The organism is Streptosporangium subroseum (genome assembly GCF_900188345.1).
In the GTDB taxonomy this organism is placed as follows: Bacteria; Actinomycetota; Actinomycetes; order Streptosporangiales; family Streptosporangiaceae; genus Streptosporangium; species Streptosporangium subroseum.
Map to the genome: position 1 here is coordinate 166,213 of NZ_FZOD01000002.1, position 24,227 is coordinate 190,439.

At 71.1% G+C, this 24,227-nt stretch carries 21 protein-coding genes; 13 read left to right on the plus strand and 8 right to left on the minus strand.

Annotation, left to right across the window (positions count from 1 at the left end):
* Positions 1-32: 32 nt before the first annotated feature.
* Positions 33-509, plus strand: a complete 477-nt coding sequence (locus tag CHC08_RS02725; RefSeq protein WP_089205534.1) for a DUF3291 domain-containing protein — start codon at positions 33-35, stop codon at positions 507-509.
* Here the strand turns inward: CHC08_RS02725 and CHC08_RS02730 are convergent.
* Positions 455-1,597, minus strand: a complete 1,143-nt coding sequence (locus tag CHC08_RS02730; RefSeq protein ID WP_089205535.1) for a DUF3866 family protein — start codon at positions 1,595-1,597, stop codon at positions 455-457. The genes CHC08_RS02725 and CHC08_RS02730 overlap by 55 nt on opposite strands.
* 41 nt (positions 1,598-1,638) lie before the next feature.
* Here CHC08_RS02730 and CHC08_RS02735 point away from each other — a divergent pair, with 41 nt between their 5' ends.
* From CHC08_RS02735 to CHC08_RS02770, 8 genes are all read left to right on the plus strand, one after another.
* Positions 1,639-2,598: a helix-turn-helix transcriptional regulator gene (locus CHC08_RS02735; protein WP_089205536.1), complete on the plus strand. Its 960-nt coding sequence runs from the start codon at positions 1,639-1,641 to the stop codon at positions 2,596-2,598.
* Positions 2,595-3,548 (plus strand): helix-turn-helix transcriptional regulator, encoded by a 954-nt coding sequence (locus tag CHC08_RS02740; protein WP_089205537.1) that lies wholly within the window; start codon positions 2,595-2,597, stop codon positions 3,546-3,548. Before CHC08_RS02735 ends, CHC08_RS02740 begins: the two co-directional genes overlap by 4 nt.
* 28 nt (positions 3,549-3,576) lie before the next feature.
* Positions 3,577-3,765 carry a hypothetical protein gene (locus tag CHC08_RS02745; RefSeq protein WP_089205538.1) on the plus strand — a complete coding sequence of 63 codons (189 nt, stop codon included), beginning with the start codon at positions 3,577-3,579 and terminating at the stop codon, positions 3,763-3,765.
* A 76-nt stretch (positions 3,766-3,841) separates the two neighbouring features.
* On the plus strand, positions 3,842-4,177 hold the full coding sequence (gene tatA / locus CHC08_RS02750; RefSeq protein WP_089205539.1) for a Sec-independent protein translocase subunit TatA: 336 nt from the start codon (positions 3,842-3,844) through the stop codon (positions 4,175-4,177).
* Positions 4,178-4,235: 58 nt separating this feature from the next.
* Entirely contained in the window at positions 4,236-5,174 is a 939-nt protein-coding gene (gene tatC, locus CHC08_RS02755) for a twin-arginine translocase subunit TatC (protein ID WP_089205540.1), read from the plus strand.
* A 17-nt stretch (positions 5,175-5,191) separates the two neighbouring features.
* Entirely contained in the window at positions 5,192-6,067 is an 876-nt protein-coding gene (locus CHC08_RS02760; RefSeq protein WP_089205541.1) for a YegS/Rv2252/BmrU family lipid kinase, read from the plus strand.
* 127 nt (positions 6,068-6,194) lie between these two features.
* Positions 6,195-8,924, plus strand: a complete 2,730-nt coding sequence (locus tag CHC08_RS02765; protein WP_089205542.1) for a DEAD/DEAH box helicase — start codon at positions 6,195-6,197, stop codon at positions 8,922-8,924.
* 141 nt (positions 8,925-9,065) lie between these two features.
* Positions 9,066-9,233, plus strand: a complete 168-nt coding sequence (locus tag CHC08_RS02770; protein WP_089205543.1) for a hypothetical protein — start codon at positions 9,066-9,068, stop codon at positions 9,231-9,233.
* A 217-nt stretch (positions 9,234-9,450) separates the two neighbouring features.
* Here CHC08_RS02770 and CHC08_RS02775 read toward each other — a convergent pair whose 3' ends face one another.
* From CHC08_RS02775 to CHC08_RS02785, 3 genes are all read right to left on the minus strand, one after another.
* A complete protein-coding gene (locus tag CHC08_RS02775; protein ID WP_245878082.1) occupies positions 9,451-10,800 on the minus strand; it encodes an RNB domain-containing ribonuclease in 1,350 nt (449 codons plus the stop codon).
* A gap of 228 nt (positions 10,801-11,028) precedes the next feature.
* A complete protein-coding gene (locus CHC08_RS02780; protein ID WP_245878083.1) occupies positions 11,029-11,934 on the minus strand; it encodes a 5'-3' exonuclease in 906 nt (301 codons plus the stop codon).
* A gap of 116 nt (positions 11,935-12,050) precedes the next feature.
* Positions 12,051-13,268 (minus strand): PP2C family protein-serine/threonine phosphatase, encoded by a 1,218-nt coding sequence (locus CHC08_RS02785; RefSeq protein WP_245878084.1) that lies wholly within the window; start codon positions 13,266-13,268, stop codon positions 12,051-12,053.
* A 224-nt stretch (positions 13,269-13,492) separates the two neighbouring features.
* On the opposite strand from CHC08_RS02785, the gene CHC08_RS02790 reads away from it, so the two are divergent.
* On the plus strand, positions 13,493-14,620 hold the full coding sequence (locus CHC08_RS02790) for a M24 family metallopeptidase (RefSeq protein WP_245878085.1): 1,128 nt from the start codon (positions 13,493-13,495) through the stop codon (positions 14,618-14,620).
* Positions 14,621-14,700: 80 nt separating this feature from the next.
* A complete protein-coding gene (locus CHC08_RS02795; RefSeq protein WP_089205547.1) occupies positions 14,701-15,843 on the plus strand; it encodes an acyl-CoA dehydrogenase family protein in 1,143 nt (380 codons plus the stop codon).
* 173 nt (positions 15,844-16,016) lie between these two features.
* Here CHC08_RS02795 and CHC08_RS02800 read toward each other — a convergent pair whose 3' ends face one another.
* From CHC08_RS02800 to CHC08_RS02810, 3 genes are all read right to left on the minus strand, one after another.
* A complete protein-coding gene (locus CHC08_RS02800) occupies positions 16,017-17,426 on the minus strand; it encodes a dihydrolipoyl dehydrogenase family protein (protein WP_089205548.1) in 1,410 nt (469 codons plus the stop codon).
* Between the two features lie 149 nt (positions 17,427-17,575).
* Complete coding sequence (locus CHC08_RS02805; RefSeq protein ID WP_089205549.1) at positions 17,576-18,064, minus strand: (2Fe-2S)-binding protein; 489 nt, start codon at positions 18,062-18,064, stop codon at positions 17,576-17,578.
* Positions 18,065-18,069: 5 nt separating this feature from the next.
* The gene (locus CHC08_RS02810; RefSeq protein WP_089205550.1) at positions 18,070-18,972 is read right to left on the minus strand and encodes an FAD binding domain-containing protein; all 903 of its coding nucleotides are present in this window, start codon (positions 18,970-18,972) and stop codon (positions 18,070-18,072) included.
* Positions 18,973-19,038: 66 nt separating this feature from the next.
* Here CHC08_RS02810 and CHC08_RS02815 point away from each other — a divergent pair, with 66 nt between their 5' ends.
* Positions 19,039-21,300, plus strand: coding sequence for a xanthine dehydrogenase family protein molybdopterin-binding subunit (locus CHC08_RS02815; protein WP_089205551.1), 2,262 nt, complete (start codon positions 19,039-19,041; stop codon positions 21,298-21,300).
* 111 nt (positions 21,301-21,411) lie between these two features.
* On the opposite strand, the gene CHC08_RS02820 is transcribed toward CHC08_RS02815, so the two are convergent.
* Positions 21,412-22,365 carry a pirin family protein gene (locus tag CHC08_RS02820; protein WP_089205552.1) on the minus strand — a complete coding sequence of 318 codons (954 nt, stop codon included), beginning with the start codon at positions 22,363-22,365 and terminating at the stop codon, positions 21,412-21,414.
* A gap of 168 nt (positions 22,366-22,533) precedes the next feature.
* Here CHC08_RS02820 and CHC08_RS02825 point away from each other — a divergent pair, with 168 nt between their 5' ends.
* Positions 22,534-24,123 (plus strand): sensor histidine kinase, encoded by a 1,590-nt coding sequence (locus CHC08_RS02825; protein ID WP_089205553.1) that lies wholly within the window; start codon positions 22,534-22,536, stop codon positions 24,121-24,123.
* Positions 24,124-24,227 lie beyond the last annotated feature (104 nt).

Genomic DNA, 24,227 nt, shown 5'->3' on the forward strand with positions numbered 1-24,227 from the left:
CATAGAAGCATCGCGGATGGTCTGCTGATCTCATGCATCTGGCCCAGCTCAATGTCGCGCACATGCGCGCGCCCATGGACTCCCCGGAACTCGCCGACTTCATGGCGGCCCTCGAACCCATCTACAAGATCTCCGACGCGACACCGGGCTTCGTGTGGCGGCTCAAGGAGGGCGACACCCCCCAGGACCTGATCCAGCACGCCTACGGCGACTACCTGGTGGTCAACCTCTCGGTGTGGGAGTCGCGCGACACGCTGTGGGACTTCGTCTACCGCAGCGCGCACCTGGGCGTCATGCAGCGCCGCAGGGAGTGGTTCCTGCGCATCGCGGAGCCGTACACGGTGATGTGGTGGATCCCCGAGGGGCCCGAGCCGACGCTGGCCGAGGGCATGGAACGCCTGGAGCTGCTCAGGGCCGAGGGTCCCACCCCGCGGGCCTTCACCTTCAGGGAGTTCTACGACAGCAACGAGGCCGCGTGGCGGCCGGCGGCGGCCGAGGTCAGGAAGTAGGCGAGGTCCTCGTCCAGGCCCCGGCCCATCGTGGACAGCCGCACCGGCGCGTCACGCAGCGCCTCGTACAGCCCGTCCACGGGCACCCCGACCAGCTCGTGCCGTACGGACAGCGGCTCGGCCTGCTCGGTCACCCGCCTGCCGAAGTCGCCGGGAAGCTCCGGCACGGCGACCTGGGCCGGGGCCAGCGCGACCCTCCCGTAGGCGGTCAGCGAGTGGTGGGAGACCCCGATGTGGCGCTCGCGCCGGTCACCCTCGCTGACCCGCAGCGCCGCGACGGGGCGGCCTCCGAGAACGGCGGCCGCGTTGACCGCCTCGCCGGCCGAGACGCCCGAGAAGCCCCAGCGGGTGCCGGTGCCCAGGTTGCCCGGACCCTGGGTGACGATCGCCACGTCGGCCTCCAGGACGTGCCTGGCCGCCAGCAGGCCCGTGTGCAGCGTCACGGCCTCCACGTCGCCGCCGAAGGCCTGGCCCACCGTGACCACCCCGCACAGCCAGCCGGCCTCCCTGAGCTGGGCGCAGGACATGGAGAACCAGGCGGGCAGCGCGCCCCCGTCGAGCATCACGTAGGCGACGCGCGCGGGCCGGTGCCCGCCGTTCTCCTCCCGGGCCTCCCTCTGCTCCCGTCCGGCGTCCTCGGGACCGGCCGGTCGCGGTGGGGGGTGCGAGCCGTACAGGCCGCAGAGGATCGCGGGCAGGGCCGAGTGCAGGTCAGCGATGATCACGGGCATGCCGTCCAGGGAGTCGGCCTCGCGGAGCACCTCGTGGAAGGGCGAGTCCTGCTCGTCGGCGCCGAGCACGGTGGCCTGCAACGGGGTGTAGCGTGCCTTCACCAGGTGGCCGGGGCCGTGCGGATCTTCCGGCAATCGGTCGGGGATTGCCACCACCATGGCGTAACCTCCCGTACCAAGACCCATCGCGAGCGCGGTCGTGTTGAGCAACACCGCGTCGCCGGGTTCCGGGCGTCCCACCAGGGCGGGATAGGCCAGTGCGCGCGCGCTGCCATCCTCGGTGGTGACGTCGAGTTCCACCGCCCCCGGCCACTCGCGCCGGATCCGCACGACTTCGCCCCTGCGCCATCTGATCACGGGGGGAAGAGTAGCGTCACTTGAACAGGGAGGGAGGCCGGATGTCGCGCCGGAAGACCGAGCGACTGCTCAATCTCGTGATCTGCTTGCTGGCCACGCGGCGGCCGCTCAGCGCCGAGCACATCCGCCAGGCGGTGCCGGGCTACGACTCCGAGAACGACGAGGCCTTCCAGCGGATGTTCGAGCGGGACAAGAACGAACTGCGCGAGATCGGCATCCCGATCGAGGTCCACAAGGACCCCTGGGAGGAGGACCCGGGCTACCGGATCGTCCGCCAGGCCTACGAGCTTCCGGAGATCACCCTGGAGCCCGACGAGGCGGCCGTGGTGGGCCTGGCGGCCCAGGTGTGGCAGCGGGCCAGCCTGGCCGAGGCGGCCAGCGGGGCGCTGCTCAAGCTGCGCGCGGGCGGGGTGGAGACCGACGAGGCCGGCGGGATGCTCGGCGGGGCCCTGGAGTTGCGGGTGGACACCCGCGACCCGTCCTTTCCCGCGCTGTGGGAGGCCGTGCGTGACCGGCGCGCGGTTCGCTTCGCCTACCGGGGGGCGGCCGGCCAGAGCGTGCTGACGCGCACGGTGGAGCCGTGGGGAGTGGTCAGCCGCCGCGGCCGCTGGTACGTGGTGGGTCATGACCGCGACCGCGACGCGCCCCGGGTGTTCCGGCTCAGCCGGATCAGCGGGACGGTCACCACGATCGGCCGGCCCGGGGCCGTGGTGGTGCCCGAGGGGGTCGACATCAAATCGATGGTCGGCTACAGCGACGACCTGAACGTCACGGAGCGCACCGCTCTCATCCGGGTCAGGGAGGGCACCTGCCAGGGGCTGCGCCAGGTCGCCAGGGCCGTACGGCCGGGCGCCGACGGGTGGGACGAGCTGGACGTCGACTTCACCGACCCCGGGCGACTGGCCGGGTGGGTCGTGGGCTTCGCCGCCGACGCCGAGGTGGTCGGACCGCCGGACGCCCGAGACGCCGTGATCTGCCGCCTGAAGGGTGCACTTCTGTGAGTACGGCCGACCGCCTGCCCAGGTTGCTGGCGCTGATTCCCTACCTGATGTCGCACCCCGGCGCCCAGGTCCCCGAGGTCGCGAAGATCTTCGGACTGAGCGAGAAGCAGCTCATCGACGACCTGCAACTGGTCTGGATGTGCGGACTGCCCGGCCACACCCCCGGCGACCTGATCGACGTGTCATGGGACGGCGGGGAGATCCTCATCGACAACGCCGACACCATCGCGCGTCCGCTGCGCCTGGGGGTCGACGAGGCCAGCGCCCTGCTGGTGGCCCTGCGGATGCTCGCGGAGATGCCCGAGTTCGGCGAGCGCGACGCGCTGACCAGGGTCATCGCCAAGTTCGAGCAGGCCTCGGGCGAGGGGGCGGAGGTCAGCAACCAGGTCACGGTCGAGGTGGACGCCACGCCCGACGCGCTGCCCGGCGTCAACGAGGCGCTGCGGCGCGGCAGACGGCTCTCGCTGCGCTACTACGTGCCGGGGCGCGACGAGGTCACCCCGCGCGAGGTCGATCCGATGCGGCTGGTCGTGGTGGACGGCCGCTCCTACCTGTCGGGCTGGTGCTACCGGGCCGAGGCGGTGCGACTGTTCCGGCTGGACCGGATGCTCACCGTCGAGGTGCTCGACGTGGCCGCCGACCCGCCCGCCGACGCCGTGCCCGACGAGGTGACGTCCGGAGTGTTCCGGCCCTCGCCCACCGACGAGCTGGTGGAGCTGGAGCTGACCCCGGCGGGCCGCTGGGTGGCCGAATATTACCCCTGTGAGCAGGTCGAGGAGCTCGGAGAGGGGCACATGCGGGTGGCGCTGCGGGCCCGTGACCAGGGCTGGCTGGTACGGCTGGCACTGCGCCTGGGCGACACCGGCCGGGTGCTCTCACCGGCCTCGCTGGCCGAGAGCGTACGAGCCGCCGCGACGTCGGCACTTAATCGTTACGAGTCGGTTTCCTGACTTCCGGCGTTAGTTAGGATGTCACCGTATGAGCTGGATCATCGCTGCGGTCGCCGTGGCCTTCGCGGGACTGGTCGTCCTCGGTTTCCTGGGCGTTCGCGTGCTGCGGGCGGCCACGGAGCTTGGCCGAGAGGTGAACAGAACGCGGGAGAGGCTTGAGCCCGCGCAAACCCTGTTCAGGCAAAAGACCGGGACAATACAGGGCCCGAAGGGATGAGTCTGTCCCAGAGCAGCGTACGATCGGGCCAGAGAACGCACGTCAGAATGCACGTCGCTCGGCGTAAGGATGTGTCATGCCCAACCTCGGACCCACTGAACTCATCATCATCGGGCTGATCCTGGTGCTGCTGTTCGGTGCAAAGAAACTGCCTGAAGCCGCTCGTGGCCTCGGCCGTTCCCTGCGCATCTTCAAGTCGGAGACCGCCAAGCTCCGCGATGACGACGAGACGGAGACGGCGACCGCCACGGTCGTCCAGGCGCAGCCCCAGCCCGCCGCCCCGGTTCCGCCGCCGATCACCTCGGCCCCGGTCTCCCCGCTGAGCGCCGAGGAGCAGGCCCGCGCCCTTGAGGAGCAGGCCGCCAGGCTCCGCGCCCAGGCCGGTGTGCCCAGCACGCCCAAGACCCAGTAGGCGGTAGTAGCCTCAAGATCGACCCTGATCACCCGACTCGTCAGACCAGGATTCGCGAATGGCGCTGCTGAAGTGGCCCAAGCCGGGCCGGAACGGGGCGACACCGCCCCCCGCCGACTCGGCTGAGGGCCGTATGCCCCTCATGGATCATCTCCGTGAGCTGCGTAACCGGTTGGTCATCGCCCTGCTCGGGCTGGTTGTCGGCGTCATCGTCGGTTTCATCTTCTTTGATCCGATCTGGCGGTTCGTCTCGGAGCCGTACTGCGGCCTGCCCCAGGCCCAGGAGCTGCGGCCAGGACAGTGCACGATGCTGATCCTGGGCGTCTTCGACTCGTTCTTCGTGAACCTCAAGGTCGCGGCGATGTTCGGCCTGGTGGTCTCCTCACCGATCTGGCTCTGGCAGATCTGGGGCTTCGTCACCCCGGGCCTGTATCGCAACGAGAAGCGCTACTCGGTCCTGTTCATCATCCTGGCCGTGCCGCTGTTCCTCGCGGGTGCGGGCCTGGCCTACTTCGTGATGGACACGGGTCTGTCGATCCTGCTGGGGTTCGCCCCTCCGGGAACGCTGACCGGCATCACCATCGACGAATACCTCAGCTACGCGCTGATCATGCTCGTCATCTTCGGCATCTCCTTCGAGCTGCCGCTGCTGATGGTCTTCCTGAACATCATCGGGGTGCTGCCGCACCGGCTGGTGGCCAAGCACCGCCGCATGGTCATCTTCATCATGTTCGTCTTCGCCGCCCTCGCGACCCCGGGTGGCGACCCGTTCACGATGATCGCGCTGGCCCTGCCGATGGTGGTGCTGTTCGCCCTGGCGGAGGGGTTCATGTACCTCCGGGAGAGAAGACTGCCGAAGGGCGAGGACTTCTCCCATCTGGACGACGACGAGGCCTCTCCTCTGGGTGACGACGGCAATCCGATCGAGGACGTGAGCCCCGTCGATGATCTGACTCCTATCGATTCGGGAACGACCGACCCCGATCCGCGTAAATAGAGGATAAATTCCGGTCTGTGCCCGGAGAGATCGCTGTCCTCGTCAACCCCGCCGCCCGTAACGGCCGCTCGCGGGGCCTGCTCGCCCCGGTGCTGAACAGGCTCCGGCAGGGGGGCGCCGAGGTCTCAGTGATCATGGGTGAGTCCGCCGCCGACACCCTGGAACGCGCCTGCACGGTCGTGGCGGAGGACCCCGCGGCGCTGGTGGCCTTCGGCGGGGACGGGCTGGTCCATCTGGCCGTCCAGGTCGTCGCGGGGACCGGCGTGCCGCTGGGCATCATCCCCGTCGGCACCGGCAATGACATCGCCGGCGCCCTCGGCGTCCCGGCGAAGGACACCCTGGCCGCCGCGGACACCGTGCTCGGCGGCAGAATCCGCACGATCGACGCCGCGAAGATCGGCCAGGACGAGTGGTTCGCCGGGGTGGTCTGCTGCGGTTTCGACTCCCGCGTCAACGAGCGGGCCAATCGGCTGACGTGGCCGTACGGAACGGCGAAATACCTGGTCGCGCTGGCCGAGGAGCTGCGATCCTTCCGGCCGATCCCGTTCCGGCTGGATCTCGACGGAGAGGTGATCGAGCGTGAGGCCATGCTGGTCGCCGTCGGCAACACCAGCTCCTACGGCGCCGGAATGCGCGTCTGCCCGGGCGCGCTCCCGGACGACGGCCTGCTGGATGTGACGATCCTCGGCGCCATGCCCAAGAGCGAGTTCCTGCGCATCTTTCCCCGCGTTTACAGGGGTTCCCACATCACCCACCCCTCCATCACGGTCAGGCGGGTCCGCCGCGTCACGCTGGAGGCTCCCGGCGTGATCGCCTACGCCGACGGCGAGCGGGTCGGTCCCATCCCGCTGACCTGTGAGATCGCGCCCGGCGCACTGCGGGTCCTCGTCTGACGCTTCCCGGCGTCGTGGCCGGAGCCCGCACCCGGGATCGGATCCGCCCTGCGAGTGGGATTCACGGTCTCACGAGGGGGATCCACGGCGGACGGACCGGAATCCTGATATCGGTAGGCTGGAGAACATGACGACCCCAGCGGAACGCTACGCTGCCTTCCGTCAGAGCCAGGCTGAGAGTGGGCCGGCGCTGACCTCGTTCCGCGGTCTGTACGACTTCGAGCTCGACGACTTCCAGCTTGACGCCTGCCGGGCGCTGGAGGCGGGCGACGGAGTCCTCGTGGCGGCGCCCACCGGGTCGGGCAAGACCGTCGTGGGAGAGTTCGCGGTGCACCTGGGCCTGCAGGAGGGCCGTAAGTGCTTCTACACCACCCCGATCAAGGCGCTGTCCAACCAGAAGTACAACGACCTGGTCAAGCGGTACGGCGCGGCCAACGTCGGCCTGCTCACCGGCGACAACAGCGTCAACGGTGAGGCTCCGATCGTCGTCATGACGACCGAGGTGCTGCGCAACATGCTCTACGCGGGCTCCGGCACCCTGGCCGGGCTCGGCTTTGTCGTCATGGACGAGGTGCACTACCTGGCCGACCGGTTCCGCGGCGCGGTCTGGGAAGAAGTGATCATCCACCTGCCCGAGTCGGTGCGGCTGGTCGCCCTGTCGGCCACGGTCAGCAACGCCGAGGAGTTCGGCGAGTGGATGGGCGAGGTCCGCGGCGACACGAGCGTCATCGTCGACGAGCACCGCCCGATCCCGCTCTGGCAGCACATGATCGTCGGGCACCGCCTGTACGACCTGTTCGTGACCGACGAGGACGGCCGGCGTCCCCACATCAACCCGAACCTGCTGCGGATCGCCAAGGACGAGGAGCGCCAGGCGTTCGGCAAGGGCCGACGCGGCTACTCGCGGCCCCGCAGGAACGGCCCGCCCGACCGGGCCGCGGCCATCGAGCGCCTCAACGCCGACTTCCTGCTGCCCGCGATCACTTTCATCTTCTCCAGGGTCGGCTGCGACGCCGCCGTCCTGCAGTGCCTGCAGGCCGGGATCCGGCTCACCACCGACGCCGAACGCCACGAGATCCGGCAGATCGTCGACGAGCGCACCGCGCACCTGCCCGACGAGGACCTGACCGTGCTCGGCTACCTCGAGTGGCGTGACGCCCTGGAGCGCGGCCTGGCCGCCCACCACGCGGGCATGCTCCCGGCCTTCAAGGAGGTCGTCGAGGAGCTGTTCACCCGAGGGCTGGTCAAGGCCGTGTTCGCCACCGAGACCCTCGCCCTGGGCATCAACATGCCCGCCCGCTCCGTGGTGATCGAGAAGCTCGACAAGTGGAACGGCGAGACCCACGCCGACCTCACGCCCGGCGAATACACCCAGCTCACCGGGCGGGCCGGCCGGCGCGGCATCGACGTGGAGGGCCACGCGGTGGTCCAGTGGCAGCCGGGCACGGACCCCCTGCAGGTCGCCGGCCTGGCCAGCACCCGCACCTACCCGCTGCGCTCCAGTTTCCGCCCCTCCTACAACATGGCGGTCAACCTGGTCGGCCAGGTGGGCAGGGAGCGCGCCAGGACCCTGCTGGAGTCCTCCTTCGCGCAGTTCCAGGCCGATCGGGCCGTGGTGGGCCTCGCCAAGCAGGTGCGCCGCGCCGAGGAGGCGCTGGAGGGTTACCGCGAGGCGATGACCTGCCACCTGGGCGACTTCGAGGAGTACGCCGCGATGCGCAGGGCCCTGTCGGACCGGGAGGCCGAGCTGTCGCGCCAGCGCGGCTCGGCCCGCAGGCTGCAGGCGGTGCGCTCGCTGGAGGCGCTGAAGCCCGGTGACATCATCCGCGTCCCCGGCGGTCGCCGGGCCGGTCTGGCGATCGTCCTCGACGCGGGTCTCAACTCCCGCGGCGAGGGCCCGTCCCCGCTGGTGCTGACCATCGGAAAGCAGGTCAAGAAGCTGTCACCGGCCGATTTCCCCGTCCCGGTGGAGCCGGTCGAGCACCTGCGCATCCCGAAGAACTTCAACGCGCGCTCGCCCAAGGAGCGGGCCAACCTGGTCTCGTCCGTGCACGCCAAGATCGGTGACCGCGACTTCGGCAAACCGGCCAGGGCACGCGACCACGCGGTCGAGGACGACGAGATCCTCCGCCTGCGCAGGGAGATCCGCCAGCACCCCTGCCACGGCTGCGACGAGCGGGAGGACCACGCCCGCTGGGCCGAGCGCTACTACAAGCTGTTGCGCGAGAACGAGGGCCTGCGCCGCCGGGTCGAGGGCCGCTCCCACGTCATCGCCCGCACCTTCGACAAGGTCTGCGGGGTGCTCGACCAGCTCGGCTACCTCGACGGCGAGAGCGTCACGGCCGAGGGCCGCCGCCTGGCCCAGCTCTACACCGAGCTGGACCTGCTCACCGCCGAGTGCCTGCGCGCCGGGCTCTGGAACGACCTGGACCCGGCCGAGCTGGCCGCCAGCGTGTCCTCCCTGGTCTTCGAGTCCCGGCAGGCCGACGACGCCCGCCAGCCGAAGGTCCCCGCCGGCGGGGTGCAGAAGGCGCTGGCGGACATGGTCCGGCTCTGGGGTGAGCTGGAGGCCATCGAGGGCGACCACGGCCTGTCGTTCATCAGGGAGCCCGACTTCGGGTTCGCCTGGGCGGCCTACCGCTGGGCCAAGGGCTACAGCCTGGACGCCGTGCTCCGCGACGGGGTCAACGGCTCCGAGCTGGCCGCCGGTGACTTCGTGCGCTGGACCAAGCAGCTGCTCGACCTGCTCGGCCAGATCTCCGACGCCGCTCCTCCGGGGAGCAAGGTCAGGCAGAACACGGGCAAGGCGATGGACGCCATGCGACGCGGGGTGGTGGCCTACTCGTTCCTGACGTGAGGGCCGAGGGTGATTGGCTGACCGCCCGGTCAATACGTTGTGACGGCTGGTGGGCGGAAAGTAACCTCCGGGACTGTTTTTGGGGTTAACACACCGGAAATCTCCATGGGGAAGCAGTTGATCCCGCACAGGGAGGTAAGGATGTTCGCCCTCATCGCCGCACTGCTCTTCGCGCTCGCTCTGATCTTCCAGATCGCCGGAGTGGCGGTCGGCACCGTCGTGACCGTCGCCACGCTCTCCATCGCCGGGCTGCTCTGCGTCGCGCTGCACCTGATGGGTGTCGGTGCGGGCTGGAGCCTGAAGAGGTAGTTTCCCCCCGCAGGTCGAGGTCGCGTCCGGGCTCCGGACGCGACCTCGGTCGTCCGGCACGCTCGTACCGGGCATGGTGACGGCGGTCAACCCAGCCTGAAACGGGCCTCCGGTCCGGTACATTCACACTGGGCATGACGCCGACGGTCAGATCAAGCTGAAACGGACCTTCGGCCGCGGTCGTCCGGCCCGTTTGCACCGGGCATGGCGACGACGGTCAGACCAGGCTGAAACGGACCTCCCGGGTGGCCGGGTCGGCGCGCGTCAGCCGTACCCGGACCGTTTCGCCCAGTGGCAGCCGCTCACCGTCGCAGCGGGCCACCACCGCCGGGTCGGTGATCTGCACCTGGGCCCACGGCCGGTTCTCCTCCACGTCGATCACCACGGCGTCGAACACCTGGCCCACCCGCTCGCGCAGCACAAACGCCTCCACCAGGTCCACGCACGCCCGCTCGACCGCGTTCGCCCGCCGCCCGGTCGTCTGCATGATGTCCGGCAGCTCGCCCATGGCCTTCTGAACGTCCTCGGGCACCGGCACGCCCGCCGCGATGGCCAGGCAGATCTCGGTGGCGTAACGGTCGATGAGGCGGCGCAGCGGCGCCGTCACGTGCGCGTACGGCGCGGCCACCGCGGCGTGATACGCCTGGACGGGCGGCTCGCCGTTGAACGCCACGTATCCGGCCCCGCGCAGCAGCACCGTCGACTCCTGCAGGAACGCGGCCTGTCCGGGGACCTTCGGATCCAGGGCGTGCACGACGTCGCCGTAGGCGGCGCCCTCCGGCCACGGCACTCCGAGTGCGACGGCCATCCGGCGGACCTGGGCGACCCTCTCCGGGGGGGCGGGCGGCAGCACGCGCAGCAGGCCGATCTCGGCGTCCAGCATCATCGAGGCGGCGGCCATGCCGGTCAGCAGGGAGATCTGAGCGTTCCAGGCCTCGGCGTCCAACGGGACGCGCAACTCCACCCGGTAGCCGTCCCCGTCGGGGACGACCTCCTGATCGGGGGTGGGCAGGGTGACCCCGCCCCTCTCCCGTTCCAGGGTGAGCCGGAGCCGGCCGATCTCGGCCAGCAGCCGCAGGGTCCCGTCGGCGGTGCCGGTGTCGACCGCCGCCTGCACGTAGTCGTAGTCGAGCCGCTCCCTGCTGCGGACAAGAGCGCGGGTCACGTCGGCGCCCACGATCTGGCCGTCGGCGTCCAGGTCGACGCACCACAGCGCGGCCGGCCGGGTCACCCCGGGCAGCAGGCTGGCGGCACCCTCCGACAGGATCGCCGGATGCAGCGGCACCCGGCCGTCGGGCATGTAGACGGTCTCGCCCCGGTCGCGCGCCTCGATGTCGATCACTCCGCCGGGCCTGACAAACGCCCCGACGTCGGCGATGGCGTACCAGACGCGGTAGCCGCCGGGCTGCTCCTCCAGGTGCATGGCCTGGTCCAGGTCCATGGAGCCCGGCGGGTCGATGGTGATCAGCGGGAGGTCGGTCCGGTCCAGCTCGGGAAGAGAGGGAACCTCGGAGACCCACTCGGCCTCGTCGGTCACGGCCCGGGGAAACTCCTCCGGAAGCCTCATCTCCCTGCGGATCCGTTCGAAACCATCGTCGAGTCGCGGATGGGACTCTCCGGGCACCCGGATGCTCTTATGAGGCACAGTGAGTCAACCTACCGCTCCTTGCCGTATGCCTCATAAAAGGGCTTCACCGGCCGCCCCGAGGGCTCCGTGCGGGGCCGCGCCCGGAACCGTCGTGAGGGGGGCGAGAGGACGGGGCGCCATCGTCAGGAGGCCGGGCGGCGCTCTCGGTCAGGACGCGGCTTCGAGCACGGCGGACAGGCGGCCCAGGGGGCTGCCGAGGCCGTAGCGCTCGGCCAGCGCGGCCAGGGTCTCCGGATCGCGCGGTTTGACGGGAAGAGTGAGATCGATCGCCGGAATCGGCACGTCGCGGGCGACCTGGACCACCGCCGGGGCGACCCGGAGGTAGTCGCGGGCGGCGGACAGCTTGGCCCGCTGCCCCGAGGTCAGCTCGTCTCCCTCCTCCGCGGCTCTGAGCAGGGCCTCCAGCGAGCCGAACCGGGTGATCAGTGCCGCCGCGGTCTTGTCGCCCACCCCGGGCACGCCGGGAAGGCCGTCGCTGGGGTCGCCGCGCAGGGTGGCGAAGTCGGCGTAGGAGCGCCCGGGGATGCCGTACTTGGCGGCGACCGCGGCCTCGTCGACGAACTGGAGGTTCTTGACCCCTCGCGCCGTGTAGAGGACGCGGACCGGCTGGGCGTCGTCCACCAGCTGGAACAGGTCCCGGTCGCCGGTGACGATGTCGACGTGCCCGTCCGCCCGTACGGCGAGCGTGCCCATCACGTCGTCGGCCTCGTATCCGGCCACGCCGATGCGGGCGATGCCCACCGCGTCGAGCACCTGCTCGATCACCGGAACCTGCGGGGCCAGCGTGTCCGGGGTCTCCTCGGCGTTGCCGGAGACGACCCGGTGCGCCTTGTAGGTCGGGATGGCCGCGACCCGGAAGGCCGGGCGCCAGTCGGCGTCCATGCAGGCGGCGAGCTCGACGGGGGAGTGCTCCCGGACCAGCATGGCGATCATGTCGATGACGCCGCGGATCGCGTTGACGGGCATCCCGTCGGGAGCGGTCATCGACTCCGGAATCCCGTAGAAGGCACGGTAGTAAAGAGACGGGGTGTCGAGAAGCATCAGGCCAGGCATGGCGACCATTTAACCAATCAACCGAACACGCGGTCGATGAATCACGCCGATCGACCGGGTGCGTCGATCGCCTCAGCGGCGATCACCTGAGCGGAGCGATCGATCCGGCACCCCGATCAGCCGAGCACCCCGATCGCCAGCACGCAGGTGTCGTCTTCGGGGTTGGGGCCTCCGATCAGCTCGATGAGGCGGTCCAGCCCGTCGTCCAGATCTCCCCGGAGCAACGCCGCCGCCTCCAACGTCAGCGCGAGGCCCTCGTCGATGTCTCGGGTGCGCCGCTCGACCAGCCCGTCGGTGAACAGCAGCAGCAGATCTCCCTCCCGCAGCTCCACCCCCGCCAGATCGTACGGTTCGTTGAGGGTGGCGCCGAGCAGCACCCCGTTGGGCGGATCGAGCTGGATGGCCACCCCGTCGCGGACCAGGATCGGCGCCGGATGCCCGGCCTGCCCCCAGGTGAACACGCCGGTGGCGGGGTCGAGATGGCCGACCACCGCGGTCGCCGTGGTCTCCACCAGCCGGTGCAGCACCAGGTCGTTGAGCCAGGCCAGCAGCCGGTCGGGGGACTCGCCGGTCATCGCGAGGCCGACCAGCGCGTGCCGGAGCTGGGCCATTCGGGCGATCGCCGGCAGGCCGTGCCCGGACACGTCGCCGATGGCCAGCACCACCCGGCCGTCGGGCAGGGCGATGGCGTCGTACCAGTCGCCGCCCAGACCGGCCTTGGCGCCCGCCGCGACGTAGCGGACGGCGATGCGGGCGTGCGGCAGGTCGATGGTGGCACCCAGCCCGGGCATGATCGCCTCGCGCAGGGCCCCGCTCATGTGCCGCTCCTCGGCCGCCTGCTCCCGGACCTCCATCAGCTGACTCCGGGACTCCGACATGATCCGCTCGGCCCGGCGCCGGCCGGTGATGTCCTGGATGACGCCGTGCACGGCGGCGCACGCGCCGGTCGCGACGGGGTCGAGCGCCGCGCGCAGATGGCGCACCTCTCCCCGGCGGCGGATGCGGAACTCGACCTCGCCGGACTCGGACCGGTGCACGACGGTCCACAGCAGCTGGTCCAGGCTCGCCTTGTCGACCGGCTCGGCATGGCCGACCAGATCGCGCAGGTGGATCGGACCTTCTCCGGGGTCGCGGCCGAAGATCGCGTAGACCTGGTCGGACCAGATGGACTCTCCTGTCTGGAGATTCCATTCGGCCCAGCCCAGGTCGCCCAGTCGTGCGGCGTGGGCGAGTCGTGCGCTGAGGAGTTGTTGTTCGACGGCCATGTGCTCATCCAGCTCTCCGCGCAGCCGCTGCACCATTTCTGCCGCGGTGAACGGGGCCGAATCGGTCACGCGGTCGTTTCGTGGGTGGAGGGGTGGCTGGTGGCCGCCCACTACGCCGACCATGTAGCTCGCTCTCGAGATGTGTGGCCTTACGGATATTTTGCCAACAAAACGTGATCGTACTTCAACGGATTGTAGTGCCGGGTTCGCTTTCCCGGCTGCCGTTCCGGACTTTCGCTCTCCGCTCCAGGGCCGGATGCGATGTCGATCCGCCCCGGATTAGATTGGTCGCTGTGACGATTGATGCGACAACGGAGTCCTCTGATCTTTATCCTGTTACCCGCCTGGCCGCGGCTAGGGAGGCGACGGCCGCCGCCGGAATCGACGCGCTGCTGCTCACGCCCAGCCCCGATCTTCGTTATGTGACCGGCTACGAGGCGCTGCCGCTCGAGCGGCTCACCTGCCTCGTGCTGCCGTCCGCGGGCGAGGCCTTCCTGATGGTGCCCCGCCTGGAACTGCCCGCCGCCGAGCACTCCCCGGCGTCGCGGCTCGGCATCGAGTTTGTCCCCTGGGACGAGACCGACGACCCCTACGCGGTCGTCGCCGCGCGCCTGGGCAGCGTCGGCAGGGTAGGCCTGGCGGACCGCATGTGGGCGATGCAGTCGCTGCGCTTCCGTGACGCGATCCCCGGCGCCGAGCAGGTGCTCGCCGGGAGCGTCCTGCGCGAGCTGCGCATGCGCAAGAGCCCGGCCGAGACGGCCGCGCTCCGCGAGGCGGGCGCCGCGATCGACGCCGTCCACGCTCAGGTGCCCGGTTTCCTGCGGGCCGGCAGGACCGAGCGCGAGGTCGGCAGGGACATCGCCGAGGCGATCATCGAGGCCGGGCACTCGACGGTCGACTTCGTCATCGTCGCCTCGGGGCCCAACGGCGCCAGCCCGCACCACGAGCTGTCCGACCGGGTCATCGGGGCGGGTGAGCCCGTCGTGGTCGACATCGGCGGCCAGATGCCCAGCGGCTACTGCTCCGACTCGACCCGGGTCTACTGCGTGGGAGAGCCGCCGGCCGACTTCGTGAAGTACTACGACGTGCTCCAGCGCGCCCAGCAGGCCGCCTGCGACGCCGTACGGCCAGGCGTGTCGTGTGAGTCGATCGACGCCGCCGCGCGCGAGATGATCGAGGCCGAGAGCTACGGCCAACATTTCATCCACCGCACCGGCCACGGCATCGGCCTGGAGACCCACGAGGAGCCCTACATCGTCGCGGGGAACACCGAGCCGATGGCGCCGGGCTTCGCCTTCTCCGTCGAGCCGGGCATCTACCTGCCGGGGGTCCACGGCGCCCGCATCGAGGACATCCTCATCTGCACCGAGGACGGCGGCGAGCGGGTCAACCATCGACCTCACGAACTCATCATTGTGTAACGGATGCCACAATCGGGATGACCGGGCACCCCGGTCATCCCTTTTTTGTTGTTCGCACCCATGATCTGGAGAGTGCGGAGATGTCTGTTGAACGCGTTCTGCCGACCGGCGACGCCCACGACCTGCTGGACCTGGTCCGCGACCTGATCGGCAAGGAGGTCGCGCCCCGGGCGGCGGCCGACGAGTCCGCCGGGCGCTTTCCCCGCGAGGTGTTCACCACCCTCGGCCGGGCGGGGCTGCTCGGCCTGCCCTACGCCGAGGAGTACGGCGGCGCGGCGCAGCCGTACGAGGTCTACCTCCAGGTGATCGAGGAGCTCGCGGCCGGCTGGCTGGCGGTCGGTCTCGGCCTGTCGGTCCACACGCTGTCGTGCTTCCCCGTCGCCGCGTACGGCACCGCCGAGCAGCGTGAGGCGCTGCTGCCGGAGATGCTCGGCGGCGACCTGCTCGGCGCCTACTGCCTGTCCGAGCCCCAGTCCGGGTCCGACGCCGCGGCCCTGACCACCCGCGCCGTCGCCGATGCCGACGGCTACACCGTGGACGGCGTCAAGGCGTGGATCACCCACGGAGGCGTCGCCGACTTCTACAGCCTGATGGCGCGCACCTCCGGCACCGGCGGGCGCGGCATCTCCTGCTTCCACGTCCCCTCCTCGACCGCGGGCCTGTCGTTCGGCGAGCCCGAGCGGAAGATGGGCATGAAGGCCTCGCCGACGGCGCAGGTCCGCTTCGACGGGGTACGGCTCCCGCCCGGCGCGCTCCTGGGCGCCGAGGGGGAGGGGTTCCGCATCGCCATGGCCGCCCTGGACGGCGGCAGGCTCGGCATCGCCGCCTGTGCCGTCGGCGTGGCCCAGGCCGCCCTCGACGCCGCCACCACTTATGCCAAGGAGCGCCACCAGTTCGGCTCGCGCATCGTCGACTTCCAGGGGATCGGCTTCATGCTCGCGGACATGGCCACCCAGGTCGCCGCCGCCCGCGCCCTCTACCTGGACGCCGCCCGGCTGCGCGACGCGGGCAGGCCGTACGGCACGCGGGCGGCGATGGCCAAGCTGTTCGCCACCGACATGTGCATGAAGGTCGCCGTCGACGCCGTCCAGGTCCTCGGCGGCTACGGCTACGTCGAGGACTTCCCGGTCGAGCGTTACATGCGGGAGGCCAAGGTCCTGCAGATCGTCGAGGGCACCAACCAGGTCCAGCGCCTGGTGATCAGCCGAGCCCTCGCGAAGTAGGGGGCCCGCGGCGAGGCCGTCCCTCCGGCCCCGCGCCGCTTCCGGCCTCACCTTCGACGACCCGGGCCCCAAGGCGCCTCCGATCAAGCTCGCCGGTCCCGCGGCGGAGCCCGTCCGGGCTCCGCCGCGGAGCCGCGGACTTTCGGGCTTTCGGGCTTTCGGCTCTCGGGCGCTCAGAGCCCGTAGGCCTCCAGCAGCCGCAGCCAGATCTCACTGACGGTGGGGAAGGACGGCACCGCGTGCCAGAGCCGGTCGAGGGTCACCTCGCCGGTGACGGCGATCGTCGCGGCGTGCAGCAGCTCGGCCACCCCGGGACCGGTGAAGGTCACACCCAGTAGGACGCGCCGCCGCTCGTCCACGACGGCCTTGGCCCTGCCCCGGTAGCCGTCGCCGAGCAGGTAGGCGCCGGTCACCCGTCCCAGGTCGTACTCGACCACGCGCACGTCGAACCCCCGCGCGCGGGCCTCGGCCTCGGTCAGGCCGACCGCGCACACCTGCGGGTCAGTGAAGATCACCTGCGGGGCGCCGTGGGCGCCCGCCACGTCGCGCATCGAGGGCAGGTCGTCGCGCTCGCCCTTGACCCGCGCGGCGATGACGTCGCCGCACACCCGCGCCTGGTACTTGCCCATGTGGGTGAGCAGGTTGCGGCCGTTGACGTCGCCCACGGCGTACAGCCAGCCGTCGGTGATCGCGGTGGCGCGCATGCTGTCGTCGACCTCCACCGGCCGGCCGCCGGTCAGGCCGAAGGCCTCCAGGCCGAGATCGTCGCTCGCGGGGCGCCTGCCGGTGGCCACCAGCAGCTCGTCCGCCTCGATGGGCGGGCCCTCCGACAGGTGGACGGTCACCGGGCCTCCCGGCTGGGGCCGTTCCACCTTCGTCGCCTGCACACCGGTGCGTACCACGATGCCGGCCTCGGCGAAGGACTCCGCCACGAACTCCCCGGCGAACGGCTCCATCTTGCCGAGCAGCCCGCCGCGTACCAGCACCGTCGTCTCCTCGGCGCCGAGCCCGTGCATGGCCTGGGCCATCTCGCAGGCCACCACGCCGCCGCCCAGCACGACGAGCCGCCTGGGGACGCTCTTGGCGGCGGTCACCTCGTGGCTCGTCCACGGCGCGGCCTCGGCCAGGCCGGGGATCGGCGGGACGACCGCGTGGCTGCCGGTGGCCAGCACGACCGCGTGCCGGGCGGTCAGCAGCCGGGTCGAGCCGTCGGGCGCGGTCACCAGGACCCGCTTCGGGCCGTCCAGCCGCCCCCGGCCGCGCACGAACTCCGCCGGCACGCTCTTGATCCACCCGACCTGGCCGCCGTCGTCGAAATGCGAGACGGCCTCGTCGCGCCGGGCGAGCACGGCATCGACGTCGACCGGGCCCAGGGTCAGGCCGGGCATCCGGCCGACCTCGCCCATCAGGTCGATCGGGCGCAGCAAGGCCTTGCTGGGGATACACGCCCAGTAGGAGCACTCCCCGCCCGCCAGGTTCGCCTCCACGATCGCCGCGGTCAGCCCTCCCCGGACCGCTCGATCCGCCACGTTCTCCCCGGCGGGACCGGCTCCAATAATGACCACATCGAATTCGTCCGCCACGACTTACCTCCCAGAAAGGACGGGCCACAGACCGTACGCCAGCCCAGGGGCCGGTCATACCAGCTTTGCACCCCCGAGGCGGGTGCAAAGCAGTAGGGATGCGCTGAAAGGGTGATCCATCTGTGTGCCCGTGGCGGCGGGCCGTCCGGTCACTCGCCGGGTGAGGCCTCGCCGCGCAGCTCACGGGCGGCTCGTAGGACGGCACGCCGGATGTTGACGTAGCCCGTGCACCGGCACAGGTTCGAGGCGAGCGTCTCCTCAAGACGTCGCTCGTCGTGATCCAGTCTCGGGTCGTGCTCCAGCGCGCCCGCGAAGAGCATGAGGAAACCGGGTGTGCAGAAGCCGCACTGCAGCCCGTGCTCGGCGGCGAACGCCGCCTGCAGCGGATGCAGCTCTCCGTCCGTGGCCAGCCCCTCGACCGTGCGGATCGACCGGCCGGAGCACTGCACCGTGAGCAGCAGGCACGAGCGCACGGCCTGGCCGTCGACCAGTACGGTGCATGATCCGCACACGCCGTGCTCGCAGGCGAGGTTGGTCCCGGTGAGTGCGAGGTCGTCACGGAGCGTGTCGGCGAGGCTGTCACGGGGCTCCACGTCGACGCGGTACCGATCACCGTTGACCCAGAGCGTCACCTCCATGCGGCTCACCCTCTTCCCGCAGGGGGTCGCGTGACCTGGGCGGCGGCCGAGCCGAGGGCCTGGCGCAGGCTGCGCCGGACGAGCACCGCGAGCACGTGCCGCCGGTATTCGACCGAGCCGTGCGGTTCGGGCCGCGGATCGGCCTCCCGCGCGGCCGCCGCCCCCGCTTCGCTCACCGCCCCGTCGCAGGAGGCCACGGACTGCCCGGCCAGCGCCCGCTCCGCCGTGGTCGCGCGCACCGGCACCGGTCCGGCGTTGGCCATCGCGATCCTCGCCCAGGCGACGCGGCCCTCGGCGACCCCCACGGCGGCGACGGCGGCCGCGAACGCGAAGCTGCCGTGGGTGCGCCGGTGCTCGGCGAAACCGATCCCCGTCCCCGCGCCGAGCAGCGGCAGCCGTACCTCCGTGACGAGTTCCTGGGCAGTGCGATCCGTTCGGTGCGGTCCGTGAAACCACTCCGCGGCGGCCACCACGCGTCTCCCCGACGGTCCGTGGAGCCCGATCTCGGCGTCCAGCGCGACCGCGACCGCGCACCACTCGGCGGCCGGATGAGCCCAGGCGAGGCTGCCGGCGAAGGTGCCGCGCGCCCGGATCGGCGGATGCGCCACGTAGGGGGCGACATGTGCCAGCAGCGCGCCGACCGGGTCATCGACCACCGGCCGCTCCAGGTCGGCGTGGCGTACGAGCGCGCCCAGCACCAGATGCCCGTCGTCGACGCCGTGTCCCACCAGCTCCTCCACGCCGTTGACGTCGACGAGCAGGGCGGGACGGGTCCGCCGGTAGTGCAGGTCGAGCATCAGGCTCTGCCCGCCGGCGAGCACCTTCGCGGCCGATCCGTGCTCATCGAGCAACGCGACGGCCTCGTCCACGGAGCGGGCCGCCTGGTAGGCGAACGGAGCCGGCTTCACCGACTGGCCCCCGATCGCCGGGGTATGGACATATTTGAGTCCTACCAGGTCAGGGGGCCGCTAAACATGACCTACATCGGTAGCCGGGTGCCTCGCCGAGAAGATCATGATCTTCTCACCGGCCGGGCGGTCACCGTCGCCGACCTGCGTGAACCCGGCACGGTCGAGGTGGCGTTCGCCCGCAGCCCCGTGGCGCACGGGCGGTTGCGCGGGGCCCGCGTCTCCGCCGCCCGTGAGGTGCCCGGCGTCGTCGGAGCGTGGTCCGCCGCCGACCTGCCCGATCTGCCGGCCCTGCCCGCGCCGCCGGGCGGGACGCGACGGGAGGCGGCGCTGGACCGGCCCGCCCTCGCCAGAGGCGTCGTGCGTTACGCCGGCGAGCCGATCGCCGTGGTGGCGGCGGAGCGGCGGGCGCAGGCCGAGGACGGCGTGGAGCGGATCGGCCTCGAGGTGGACCCCCTGCCGCCGCTGACCGACGCGGCCCAGGCCCTGGACGACGACGCCCCCTGGCTGTTTCCCGGCCGCGATCGCCGTCCCGGCGACGGGCACGCCAACATCGCGCGGGAGGAGGACTTCGGCGAGCCCGCCGACGACGTGTTCGCCGGAGCCCAGGTCGTCGTCGAGGCCGAATACCGGCAGCAACTGCTGTTGCCCACGTCACTGGAGGCGCGGGCGGTGCTGGTGCGCCCCGAGACCGGCGGCGGGCTGACCGTGTGGGCGTCCCACCAGGCCCAGCACCGCCTCCGTGCCGACCTGGCCGAGACGTTCGGGCTGGAACCCGACGAGGTGCGGGTGGTGGTGCCCTCGGTGGGCGGCGCGTTCGGGGCCAAAAGCCAGATCTATCCCGAATACGTGGTCGTCGCCTATCTCGCCCGGCTGCTGGACCGGCCGGTGCGCTGGGTCGAGGACCGGAACGAGGCGATGCTGGCCGCCACCCGCGGGCGCGGGCAACGGCAGCGGGTACGGCTGGCCGCCGACACCGACGGGACGTTCCTCGCCTACGAGCTGAAGATCGATGCCGGGGTCGGCGCCTATCCGCACTCGGGCGCGTTCGTGCCCACGATGACGGCGGCGATGAGCGGGGGGCCCTACCGTACGCCGCGCGTGCACGCCCATCTCCGTTCGGTGCTCACCACGACGGCCCCCACCGCCGCCTACCGCGGCGCGGGCCGCCCCGAGGCGGCGTACGCCATCGAACGGACCGTGGACCTGATGGCGCGCCGGCTGGGCATGGATCCCGCGGAGCTGCGGCGGCGCAACCTCCTGCGCCCCGACCAGTTCCCGTACCGGACGCCGACCGGCCGTCTCTATGACTCCGGCGACTACGCCAGGGCGCTCGACCTGGCGCTGGACGTCGCCGGTTACGCCGACGTACGCGCGGAACAGGCCCGGCGCCGCGCCGAGGGCGGGCCGCCGCTCGGCGTCGGCATGGCCGTCTACGTCGAGCGGTCCGGCGGGGCGCCCGACACCGACGAGTACGGCAGCGTGGAGGTCCGCGCCGACGGCACGGTGGTGGCCCGCTGCGGCTCCACCCCCACCGGGCAGGGCCATCTGACCTCCTTCGCCCAGGTCGTCGCGTCCGCGCTCGGCCTCGGCATCGAGCGCGTACGGGTGATCGAGGGCGACACCCGCGAGGTGCCCTACGGCGTCGGCAGCTTCGGCAGCCGGTCCATGCAGGTCGGCGGGGGCGCGCTGTGGCGGTCCGCGGAGAGCCTGATCGCGGAGGCGCGCGAGCGCTTCGCCGACATCTGGGGCATCGACGTCTCGCACGTCGACTACCACGAAGGAACACTGATCGCGGGCGAATGGTCGACGACGCTGGAGGACCTGGTCGGCCGGACGGGTCCGCTCCGCACCGAGGAGCGCTTCCGTCCCCCGCAGGCGTTCCCGTTCGGCGCCTACGTCGCCGTCGTCGAGATCGATCCCGAGCTGGGCACCGTCGGCGTGAGGCGGCTGGTGGCCGTGGACGACTACGGGGTCGTGGTCAACCCCATGATCGTGGAGGGGCAGGGGCAGGGCTCGATCGCGCAGGGACTCGGCCAGGTGCTGTACGAGGACGCCCTCCACGGCGCGGACGGCACGCCGTTCGCCCGCACGCTGCTGGACTACCTGCTGCCCACCGCCGCAGACATGCCGCCCCTCACCCTTTCCGAGACCCGGACGCCCAATCCCAACGGTCCCTTCGGGGCGAAGGGCGCGGGGGAGGCTGGCTGCATCGGAACGCCTCCGGCCGTGGTCAACGCGGTGTGTGACGCCCTCGACGTCGATCACATCGACATGCCGCTCACCCCGGAGGCGGTGTGGCGCGCCATGACCGGCGCGACCGCGTGATCATGGCCCCCCGCTCGCGGAGCCCCGGCGGGGGTGTGGCACGCCGCGGGCCTGATCGCGGGCGAATCCGCGGAGAAGAAGTCGTCGCGGACCCCGTGCTCGCGAGGGGTCTCAGCGGCGGCGCCCGCGAGGCTTCATCGGGACCGCGGGGAGCTCCGGCGCGCGCAGCGGGGGGTCGTTCACGCCCGTCACCGTGCCGAACTCGCCACCCTCCATCCACTCCCGCCTGAACCTGGTGATCTCCTCGTGGCTGCGCCCGACGAAGTTCCACCACATGACGATCTCCTCCTCGAACGGCTCACCGCCCAGGAGCAGGACCCGGCCCGGCCGCTCGGCCCGCAGGGTGAGCCCGGAGCGACCGGTGCCGAGGTAGAGCAGCGGCCCGGGATCGAGGTCGGTCCTGTCGACCCGCACCTCGCCGGACAGGGCCAGCGCGGCGTACTCGAAGTCCGGGCGGAGTGGAAGCAGGATCTCGCCTCCCGCGTCGAGGGTCACCTCGGCCCCGACCAGGGGACTGTGGATCCGGGCCGGGGAGACGGCCCCGCCGAGCTCACCCATGATGACGGTCACCCTGACGCCGGGCGCGGTCAGCGTGGGCAGCGCGGCATGGTGTTCGAAGGCCGGGGCCACCTCGCGGTCGGCGGAGGGAAGCGCCACCCACAGCTGGACCCCGTGCAGCTCGACCTCGGAGGGAGACTCCTCCGAGTGGGAGATGGCACGGCCCGCGGTCATCAGGTTGAGCTGGCCCGGCCGGATCAACTGCTCGCTGCCGACGCTGTCACGGTGCAGGACCTCTCCCTCCAGGAGCCAGCTGACGGTCTGGAGACCGGTGTGGGGGTGCGGCGCGACGCGCATGGTCGCCTTCTCCGGCCCGTAGTGGTCCACGAAGCACCACGCGCCCACCATGCGGATATCCCGGTTCGGGAGGGTCCTGGTGACCTTCATGCCTCGCGGGCCGCCCAGCACCACGTCGCGGCCGATCAGCAGCTCGCTCACCGGTTCCGCCGCCACGTCGGCGAGGCCGCCGCACACCGACTCCTGCGGGTCCTGCTCCAGATTGCTCATCCCAGGACTTTACGACCCGGCCTCGCGAGGGGAGCGCGCGGCCCGGACGGGAGAATGCCCGTATCTTCGACGAGGTTGACTCGTTCCGGTATCTTGCGTCAACCGCCGGGTTTCGCCGTTCCGGCGAGATCGGCCTTCTGCGAGACGAGCGTTCTGCGAGATGAGGAAATGACCACCGAGACACCTCCCTCCGGATCTCGGCAGAGCCGCTGGAGTGCCCAGACGTGGTTCCACGTCGTGCTGCTCGCCATGGCCGTGCTGCTCGCCGTGTCCGCGGTCGTCGGCGCCATGGCCCTGGAGAACGCGGCGAACGCGTCCAACCGCCTGATCGACGAGATCTCGGTGGGCAGGATCCAGGCGGAGCGCCTGCAGACGACCCTGGTGAACCAGGAGACCGGGATGCGGGGCTTCGTTCTCACGAGGAAGGAGGAGTTCCTCGAGCCGTACACGGCCGGCCGCCGCGACGAACGCGTCACGTCAGGACAGATCAGGGCACTGAAACCGGCGACGGCCATGCTGCGCAGACTCGACGACGTGGAGCGGCTGACCGGCGAATGGCGCTCCCGGTACGCGGAACCGATGATCGCGGACGTCAGGAGCTCCGGGCCGGAGGCGGTCAGCGCGGAGCAGACGGAGGAGAGCAAGCGGGCCTTCGACCTGGTCAGAAAGGCGCTCGGAGCCCAGAACGCCGCCTGGTCCCAGGCCAGGGAGAGCGCGCACGCCGAGCTGGAGGACGCCCGCTGGGCGCGGGACGTGACCTTCTTCGCCATCCTGCTCGCCTTTCTGATCACCATCGTGACGGTGGCCGTGCTGCTGCGGATCGCGGTCTTCGGTCCCCTGGCCCGCCTGAGGGAGGCGTCGCGCCGGGTGACCAGCGGGGACTTCGAGTATCACGTCGACACCGGCGGGCCCGCCGACCTCGCGGAGCTGGCCCGCGACATGGAGGCGATGCGCAGGCGGATCGTCACCGAGCTCGAGGAGACCCGCGTCTCCCGGCAGCGGCTCGCCACGCAGGCCGAGGAGCTGAAACGCTCCAACGCCGAGCTGGAGCAGTTCGCCTACGTGGCCTCCCACGACCTGCAGGAGCCGCTGCGCAAGGTCGCCTCCTTCTGCCAGATGCTGCAGCAGCGCTACGCCTCCCAGCTCGACGACAGGGCCAACACCTACATCGACTTCGCCGTCGACGGGGCCAAACGCATGCAGGTGCTCATCAACGAGCTGCTCACCTTCTCCCGGGTGGGCCGGGTCAACCAGGACCCCGTCGAGATGGACCTGAACGACGTGGTCAAGCGGGCCCTGGCCAACCTCGCGGCCGCGATGGAGGAGTCCGAGGCCGAGGTCGAGGTCGGAGACCTGCCCGTGGTGGTCGGTGACCGGACCAAGTTCGTGATGCTCTGGCAGAACCTGATCGGCAACTCCCTGAAGTTCCGCAGCCCCGGCCGTGCGCCCCGCGTCCGGATCGAGGCCGAGGAGCGCGACGGGGAGTGGTGGATGACCGTGACCGACAACGGGATCGGCATCTCGCCCAACTTCGCCGACAAGATCTTCGTGATCTTCCAGCGGTTGCATCAGCGGGACGCCTACGAGGGCACGGGGATCGGCCTGGCACTCTGCCGGAAGATCGTGGAACACCACCGCGGCAAGATCTGGCTGGACACCGAGTTCGAGGACGGGACCCGCTTTGTCATCACCCTGCCCGTCACGCCGCGGGTGGAGGTCCCCGGAGAGACCGTGGCGGCCTCCGGCGGTACCGCCTGACATCCGCTCGCACGGTCCGGAACGCCGGTCCCACCGGGGCCGAACGCGGTTTGGGACCATGCCGTGACCATGGGGCGGCACGGATGACCTCCGGGTGCCGTTAC